This is a genomic window from Rhodococcus sp. P14, from assembly GCF_000256505.1.
Taxonomy (GTDB): domain Bacteria; phylum Actinomycetota; class Actinomycetes; order Mycobacteriales; family Mycobacteriaceae; genus Rhodococcus; species Rhodococcus ruber.
Genome location: NZ_AJFC01000281.1, coordinates 1 through 7,936, shown reverse-complemented (window position 1 = coordinate 7,936; position 7,936 = coordinate 1). Strand labels below are relative to the sequence as shown.

Here is a 7,936-nt window from a genome sequence, read left to right as displayed (position 1 = left end):
CCCCCCCCCCGCCCCCCCAGCCGCTGTACCGGCTGCAGCGGGTGCCGGGCGGACGCGGTGAACCGTTCCTCTACGACGACTCCTGGCTGCACTCCGGGATCACCCGGGCGGCGATCGTCCGGCACGGCGGCGCGATCCGTCTGTTTCCGGGAGTTGCGGCGGCCCTGGCGCGCCTGTCCGGTCTGCTCACTCCGACTCTGGAGATCCTGTGGGTACAGGACGTGCGCCGGTACAACGCCTTTCTCGACGTTCCCGACATTGCGGGGCACCTGTTCGGTCGCGAGCGCGTCTCGCTCACGAAGCCCCGGGTGGCGCTTCGTGAGGCGTTCGGGGCGCGTTGCTTCTATTGTGCGGCAATACTTTCCGAGGGTAGCCCGGTCGACCACGTGCTACCGTGGTCCCGGGTACCCCTCGACGGACTGGCGAATCTCGTACTCGCCTGCGGAAGGTGCAACACCGACAAGCGGGACTCGCTGCCCGCACTCGCCCACACCGAACGGGCGTTGAGTCGGGATCGCGTCGTTCTCGAGCAGCTCGCCGCCGACATCGGCTGGCCGACCCAGTACGACCGCACCCTTGCCGCCGCCCGGGGCCTGTACCGCAGCTCACCCGCGGGCACGCCGACGTGGCAGAGCCGTTCGCGGACCGGGACGTGGGACACGGTTTTTCCGCCCGGATGGGTGGTCTCGGCGGTGCCGGAAACCGGGTACGCATGAACTCGATCGCTCGTCTACGATTCGACGTCATGCGGCTGGCGGAGGCACTCGCCGAACGAGGCGAGCTGAAACGGCGGATCGAGCAGCTCGGCGCCCGGATCGTGGCCAATGCCCGATATCAGGAAGGGGAGGAGCCCGCCGAGAATGCCGGCGAGCTTCTCGAACAACTCACCGACGCCGTCGATCGGCATGCTCTGCTGATCGCCCGGATCAACAAGACGAACACCGCTACCCCGTCGGAGACCGGACCCTCACCGATGCGTTGGCCGAACGGGACGCTCTGCAGACGCGGCACCGTGCGCTGACCGCGGCCGCGGACGCGGCCTCGGGTGGCAAGGATCGATACGGGCGACAGCTCCGGTCCGAACTGGCATACGTCTCGGCGCTGTCGGTCCGGGACCTACGGCGCACCGCCGACGATCTGGCTCGCCGGATCCGGCGGGTGGACCTCGAGATCCAGCGCGTGAACTGGGAGGTCGATCTGATCGACGAGTGATCGTGGGCAGCAGGTACCCGGATCGGAAGCGAGCACACGCCGTGGGTCGCGGTGAATCGACCCGTCTGTATCCTCCGGCGCGCGGAGGGCAGCGCAGCGGGTTCGAGTCCCGCACACGGAGCAGCCCTGCACGACGCACGAGGACACGGTGCACGCCGGCACGGTTCATCACCACGTGCTGATCCGAATCGGGGAGGGCGGGGACGGGGCACCCACGAGCCGTCGGCCGGCTGAAGTGCAGACGCAGTCAGTGTGATGCAAATCACATTCGCGTCCTCCGGGGTGCCGGCTGCGCCACCGGCGGCACGGAATCCGCAGGACAGGACGCTGTCGAGGCATCGTTGCGGTGTCGGTTCGCCGACAACGGTTTGACTCCCGCGGACGGCGGGAATGGTGTCTGGTTGCCGTCCCCCCGGCTCCGGCGGCGATTGGCAACGACGGGTTGCACGGCCGAAGATGATTGATACCGTCCGAAACACCTACTTCTTCGACGAGAGGAGCGCACATGCGCAGCACGACGAAACGACTCGCTGCCACCGTGATCGCTGCGGGTGTCGGCGTGGGGCTCGGCGGCGGTGTGGCCGCGGCCGCGCCCGAGGGCGGAAAGCACGATGGGCCGGTGCGGTACTGGGCCGACGGTAAGGACGACTGCTCCGTCGACTTCACGATCGAGAACGACACGGCCCTCGAGAACTTCACCATCGACTTCGTCGTCGACGACGAGGTGCCCACCGGCACGGACTACGGCACCGGGCCCACCGGTCGCCTCGCCGGACTGAAGTCCGTCCCCAATGGCACCGTCACCCACAACGTGCGGCTCGGTACTGTCGAGCAGCTTCCGACGTTGCCGAATCCGTTGGCGGACTCGCACGTCGTGAAGTACCGGATGATCCTCGGGCCCGAGCAGGACTACATGGATATCGGCACGTGGCACCAGACGACAATCCGCGGCTGCAACCCGATCACCAGCGGCTCCGCCGGCCTGTGACGGATGCCCCCGCAGCGCGAGCGCGCTGAGCGCCGACCACGTGAAGCGGGTGCCCGGCCGGACCGATCGAGCGGTCCGACCGGGCACCGCGCTGCCGGCCGGACGTTAGGATCGCCGCATGGCACGGACCGCGCACGACCGTCGCCTGCTGGTCGCCGCAGCGGTATTCGCGGTGTCGCAGGCCAACATCGCCCGAGTGCTCGGCCCCGCCGCGCCGGCAGTCGGACGGATCCAGACCGCCTTCTCCGCAGCGGCGTACCGCCGGGTTCTCGACGGACTCGATGCGGACGCTGTCGCGCGGTATCGCCGACACTACTACTGGGACCTGGTGCATCCCTTGATCTTTGCCATCGCACTGCGGGCCGGGGCGCGATCGCTCGCCGACCACCGGCCCGTTCCTGCGCGCATCCGCCGCGCCCTCGCCCTCGCCCCGGCGGTGGCCGCGTCCGCGGACTACGTCGAGAACGTCGCGGGTCTGTACCTGCTCGACCACCGGGACCGCATCACCGACACCACCGTCCGGGCGGCGACAACGGTCAGCACCGTGAAGTGGGTGCTCGCGCTCGGCTCTCTCGCCTACCTCTCCCAGAGCTTCCTCGGTCTGTGGACGCGGTCCGGCCTGCGCCGGCTGGGGAGATGACCATGGCCGACGAGTTGCCCGTCGAGTACTTCCCCGACCGGGAGTCCTTCGCCACCTGGCTGCGTGAGCACCACACCGATTCGCCGGGCATCTGGGTCGCGCTCGCCAAGAAGGGATCGGCGCATCCGTCGGTGAGCTACGCCGAGGTGGTCGAGGAACTGCTGTGCCACGGCTGGATCGACAGTCAGGCGCGCAGGCTCGACGACGACTTCCGCCTCCAGCGCATCACGCCGCGCCGGGCCCGCAGCCCGTGGTCGCAGCGCAACCGCGAACTCGTCGAGCGCCTCGAGGCCGAGGGCCGGCTGAGCGCAGCCGGGGCCGCGGAAGTCGCCCGCGCCCGCGCAGACGGTCGCTGGGAGCGCGCCTACCCCGGCCAGGCGACCGCGCAGATGCCGCAGGACTTCCTCGACGCCCTCGCGGGCAATCCCGCCGCGCGGGCCTTCTACGACACGCTCGACGGTCGCAACCGCTACGCGATCGTCTATCGGTTGCAGGCCGCGAAGCGCCCGGAGACCCGTGCACGCCGCATCGAGGCCTTCGTGCGGCAACTTGCCGAGGGCCGTCGCTTCCACGATCAGCCCGGACGGACACAATGAGCGGGTGAGCCCTGCATTTCCTCCCACCTGCTCCGCGGCCTCTGCGCTCGACGAGCCATTGCCCGGCACCGCCGCCACCGCTCCGGGCTGGGTGTGCCTCGAGATGCCGTCCGGCTGGGGGCGCGACGTCCTCGACGGTACCGCTCTCGGTCCCGACCTCGCCGGCGAGTTCTCGGCCGCGGCCGACGCCGCCGGCGTGCGGCTGCTGTTCATCCGGCGACCCGGACGCGACACGTCGCGTCCCGGCGGCGCCCGCACCGTGTTCCTGGCCCGGTCCGATCCGGGCAGCAGCTGGTGTGAGCGGCTCGAGGTCGGGGAACCGAAGGAACTGCTCGATCTGATCCCGCGCGTCGTCGCCGGTCCGGCACCCGGCCTCGGCCGCGCGGTGAGCCGGCCCGTCGCGCTGGTGTGCGCCCACGGCAAGCGGGACCGGTGCTGCGCTGTGCTGGGGCGTCCTGTGGCTGCGGCGCTGGCCGCGGAGTTCGGCGAGGATGTGTGGGAGTGTTCGCACACCGGCGGGCACCGGTTCGCACCCTCGCTGATCCTGCTGCCCACGGGCTACACCTACGGCCGGCTCGACGTCGCGCAGAGCCGGGACGCCATGGCGGCCGCCGCCCGCGGCGAGGTGTACCTGCCGGGGCTGCGGGGGCGCAGCAGCTGGTCCGCGGCCGGGCAGGTCGCCGAGATCGCGGTGCGCGAACGGGTGACCGCGGACGCCGATGCGTTCGTCGTCGACGAGAGCGACGCCGCAACGGTGGTGCGGCACCGCGACGGCCGTCACTGGCGCGTGCGGGTCGAGGCCCGGCAACTGCCGCCACGCCCGGTCAGCTGCGGCGCCGATCCGAAGCCGGTGCGACCACTGGTGGCGATTCTCTAGCGGTGTGCCCTTTGGGCGGTCCCAGCCGCCCAAACGGCACACCGGCGGCGCAGCCGCCTCACCAGTGCACGCCGGGCAGCAACCGGCCGACCCGGCGCAGCACCGCGGGGTTCGGCAGCATCGGACGGGGCAGCGTCCGCAGCTGCGGGGGCGTGTCGGACTTCTCGCCGCGTGCGGCGGGCGCGTCGGGGTAGGCGTGGTAGTAGAGCGCGAACATCCGATCCCGCAGAGCCGGGGCGAAGAGACCGGCGAACTCACCGACGGTGCCGATCGGCACGTCGATGCGTTTGGGCCGCTCGACGAGGGCCCGGATCACCATCTGCGCGGCGTCCTCCGGGCTGATCGCCGGTCCCGGGTTGTACGACCCGGTGGGCTCGATCATGGGGGTCCGCACGAGAGGCATGTGGAGGGTGGTGAACGTGATTCCGTCGTCCCGCGTCTCGGAGGCGGCGACGTCCGCGAATCCTTCGAGCGCGGACTTCGAGGCGATGTACGCCGCGTATCGCGGGGTGCGGGCCTGTACCCCCGCGGTGCTGATGTTCACGATGTGTCCGAAGCGGCGCGCCCGCATGTGCGGCAGCAGGGCCAGGGTCGCCCGCACCGCGCCGAAGTAGTTGACCGCCATGGTGCGTTCGAAGTCGTGCAGTCGGTCCGTCGAGTGGTACAGCCCGCGCCGGATCGAGCGGCCCGCGTTGTTGACCAGCATGTCGATGCAGTCGTGCTCGGCGAGGATCGCCTGCACGGTGTGCTCGACCGCAGCCGTGTCGGTGACGTCACACGGATAGGCGTACGCACTGCCGCCGTCCGCGCGGATCGCGGCGACGACCGCGTCGAGTTCCTCGGCGCGACGGGCGAGGGCGAAGACCACGGCACCCTCGCGGGCCGCGGCGATCGCGGTGGCGCGTCCGATCCCCGAGGAGGCACCGGTGATCAGCACGTGCCGTTCCACGAGCGGTCCGCGCGGATCGTCGCGGCGGGCCCGGTCGGGGTCGAGGTGCTCGCGCCAGTAGCGCCACAGCAGCGGGGCGTACCCGGCGAACTCGGGCAGCGTGATCCCGCTGCCGCGCAGGGCCTCCCGGGTGTTCCGGTCGGTGAACCGGCTCGGGAAGGTCAGCTGGTCGAGCACGACCGGGGGGATGCCCGCCCGGCGCAGCACGAGACGACGGACGGCGTCCAGGCCGGGAAGCGCGCTGCTCGACAACAGCGGACGCACCAGCGCGCCGGGCACACCGGCGACGGGAACGGGGGCTCCCGCCGCGGCGGCCAGCGCCGCGAACACCTCGCGCACCGGCTGTGGGCGCGAGACGAGGTGGAAGGTGCGCCCGTCCGATCCGGGACGGTGCATGAGTTCGACGATCGCGGCCGCGACGTAGTCGACCGGCACCAGGTTGGTGTCGCCGAGGTCGGGCAGGACCAGTGGCAGCCGGGACGGCAGCGCCGCCAGCGCGGCCAGGGCGGGAAAGAAGTAGTAGGGACCGTCGATCTTGGTGATCTCGCCGGTGGTGGAACTGCCCACGATCACCGACGGCCGGTAGATGCGCCGGCGCACCGGACTCGCCCGGACCGCCTTCTCGGCCTCGAACTTGGTGCGGTGATACGGCGACGGGAAGCGCTGGCCCAGGTCGAGGTCGTCCTCGGCGAACGTGCCGCGGTGATCACCGGCGACAGCGACTGACGAGACGTGGTGCAGGGTCGCGTCCAGTTCCAGTGCGAGCGTGATCACCGCGCGCGTACCTGCGACGTTCGTGGTCGCCTGTTCCTCGCCGACGGTCAGGTCGTAGATCGCGCCGAGGTGCAGGACGTGCTCGGCCGGCGGCACCGTGGCGGGGTCGAGTCCGAGTCCCGGTTCGGTGAGATCGCCGAGCAGCGCGTGCAACCGGGACCCACCGTCCAGGCGCCTGCGGAGGGCCTCGAACTTCGGCAGCGACGCCGGCCGGACCAGCACATGGATGTCGGCGTCCGGCCGGGTCCCGAGCAGTCGGCCGAGCACGTGCGTGCCGAGGAAACCGGTGCCGCCCGTGACGAGGTACGTGGCCATGGCCCGAACCTACTGCAAGGTAAGAACGGATTCTAGTGTCCGATGCCGACCTTCGCGTGCGCCCGTTTCATCCACGCCGGTGCCCACCAGTTCGCCTCGCCCATCAGCTTGACCAGCGACGGCACCAGCAGCATCCGCACCACGGTCGCGTCGATGATCAGCGCGAGGATCATCCCCACCCCCAGGAACCGCATGATCGACAGTCCCGAGATCGTGAACGCGCCGGTCACCACGATCAGCAGCAACGCCGCCGAGGTCACCACCCGGCCGGTGCGCTCGGTGCCGAACCGTACCGCCTCCTCCGTGCTCGCCCCGGCGGCCCGGGCCTCCACCATGCGCGACATCAGGAACACCTCGTAGTCGGTTGACAGGCCGAACACCACCGCCAGGATCAGCACCACGAAGCTCGGCTCCAGCGGGCTGGGGGTCACGCCGAGCAGCTCCGCTCCGTTGCCGAGCTGGAACACCCAGGTGAGCACGCCGAACGTGGCGGCCAGGCTCAGACCCGCCATCGCCACCGCCTTGAGCGGGAGCACCACGGACCCGAATGCCAGGAACAGCAGCACCAGGGTGGAGAGCACCATGACCGCGATCATCGCGGGCATCGAGCGGGCGATCGCGGCATTGCTGTCGTCGACCATCGCCCGGCCGCCGCCGACGAGCAGGTCGGTGCCCGGCGGGGGCGGCAGATCCCGTAGCTCCCGGACGATCTCGCTCGCCTGCGGCGTCTCCTCCACCCCCTGGGCGTACAGCGCCTGCAGGACCACGACGTCGTTCCGCGCGGCGACGGTGACGGTCTGCGCGATGCCGTCCACGTCCGCCGCCGCGCGGGATACCGCCGTGACCGCGACCGCGGCGGGGGCGGAACCGTCGTCGCCCCGCAGCACGAGCGTGACGCCGTTGCCGGTGGAGGGGAACTCGTCGAGCAGTGTCTGGGTGGCGGCACGCGCCGGGTCACCCGCGGGCAGGGCGGTGTACTCGATCTCGCCGAAGGAGGCGCGCAGCAGCGGCGTGGCGAGCAGCAGCAGACCGGCGGTGATCGTCACCGCCACCAGGGCCGGCCGGCGCATCACCTTCGTCACCACCGACCCCCAGAAGCGCCGGGCCCGGGCCTCGCCCCGCCGCGCGGCGCCCTCACGCCACGTCAGCGCGTTGATGCGGTGCCCGAGTATCGCCAGCAGCGCGGGAATCGCGGTGAGCGAGAGCACCGCCGCGCTGAGCACGGCGGCGATCGCGCCGAGACCCAGGGACCGTAGCAGCGCCTGCGGGAACACGAGCATTCCGGCGAAGGCGCACATCAGCAACAGCCCCGAGAACATGACCGTGCGGCCCGCGGTGAGCACGGTGCGACGCGTCGCGGAGGCCGGGTCGGCGCCGGAGTCGAGTTCCTCCCGGAAACGGCTGACGATGAACAGGCCGTAGTCGATCGCCAGGCCCAGACCGATCAGCGACGTGACGTTCAGCGCGAACGAGCTCACCTCCGTGTACATCGTGAGCAGACGCAGCGTCGCCAGAGCGCTGAGGACGGCGAGGACCCCGACGAACACCGGGACCGCTGCCGCGACGAGACCGCCGAAGATGAACA

Annotated in this window: 7 protein-coding genes and 1 pseudogene; 6 read left to right on the top strand and 2 right to left on the bottom strand. The window is 71.0% G+C overall.

Annotated features, from left to right (window positions below; genetic code table 11):
* The 6 genes and pseudogenes from OEY_RS28740 to OEY_RS0119795 all read left to right on the top strand — a co-directional run.
* Nucleotides 1–716, top strand: a 716-nt coding sequence (locus OEY_RS28740) for an HNH endonuclease (RefSeq protein ID WP_010595546.1), incomplete at its 5' end; no start/stop codon positions are given.
* A gap of 29 nt (nucleotides 717–745) precedes the next feature.
* A pseudogene (locus OEY_RS28735) lies at nucleotides 746–1,212 on the top strand (DIP1984 family protein).
* Between the two features lie 505 nt (nucleotides 1,213–1,717).
* Nucleotides 1,718–2,200 carry a hypothetical protein gene (locus OEY_RS0119810; RefSeq protein ID WP_010595545.1) on the top strand — a complete coding sequence of 161 codons (483 nt, stop codon included), beginning with the start codon at nucleotides 1,718–1,720 and terminating at the stop codon, nucleotides 2,198–2,200.
* 118 nt (nucleotides 2,201–2,318) lie between these two features.
* A complete protein-coding gene (locus tag OEY_RS0119805) occupies nucleotides 2,319–2,840 on the top strand; it encodes a hypothetical protein (RefSeq protein ID WP_010595544.1) in 522 nt (173 codons plus the stop codon).
* A 2-nt stretch (nucleotides 2,841–2,842) separates the two neighbouring features.
* Nucleotides 2,843–3,436, top strand: coding sequence for a YdeI/OmpD-associated family protein (locus tag OEY_RS0119800; RefSeq protein WP_010595543.1), 594 nt, complete (start codon nucleotides 2,843–2,845; stop codon nucleotides 3,434–3,436).
* A 4-nt stretch (nucleotides 3,437–3,440) separates the two neighbouring features.
* Nucleotides 3,441–4,313, top strand: coding sequence for a sucrase ferredoxin (locus OEY_RS0119795; RefSeq protein ID WP_026137513.1), 873 nt, complete (start codon nucleotides 3,441–3,443; stop codon nucleotides 4,311–4,313).
* Nucleotides 4,314–4,371: 58 nt separating this feature from the next.
* Here the strand turns inward: OEY_RS0119795 and OEY_RS0119790 are convergent, their stop codons facing one another.
* Together OEY_RS0119790 and OEY_RS0119785 are read right to left on the bottom strand one after the other, a co-directional pair.
* Nucleotides 4,372–6,351: an SDR family oxidoreductase gene (locus tag OEY_RS0119790; RefSeq protein ID WP_010595541.1), complete on the bottom strand. Its 1,980-nt coding sequence runs from the start codon at nucleotides 6,349–6,351 to the stop codon at nucleotides 4,372–4,374.
* A gap of 32 nt (nucleotides 6,352–6,383) precedes the next feature.
* A partial coding sequence (locus OEY_RS0119785; RefSeq protein WP_010595540.1) for an MMPL family transporter occupies nucleotides 6,384–7,936 on the bottom strand: 1,553 nt, incomplete at its 5' end.

Bases quoted from the DNA above. Each gene is read 5' to 3' on its own strand.
- OEY_RS0119800 (WP_010595543.1), top strand. From the start codon at position 2,843: ATGGCCGACGAGTTGCCCGTCGAGTACTTCCCCGACCGGGAGTCCTTC.
- OEY_RS0119805 (WP_010595544.1), top strand. From the start codon at position 2,319: ATGGCACGGACCGCGCACGACCGTCGCCTGCTGGTCGCCGCAGCGGTA.
- OEY_RS0119790 (WP_010595541.1), bottom strand. From the start codon at position 6,351: ATGGCCACGTACCTCGTCACGGGCGGCACCGGTTTCCTCGGCACGCAC.
- OEY_RS0119810 (WP_010595545.1), top strand. From the start codon at position 1,718: ATGCGCAGCACGACGAAACGACTCGCTGCCACCGTGATCGCTGCGGGT.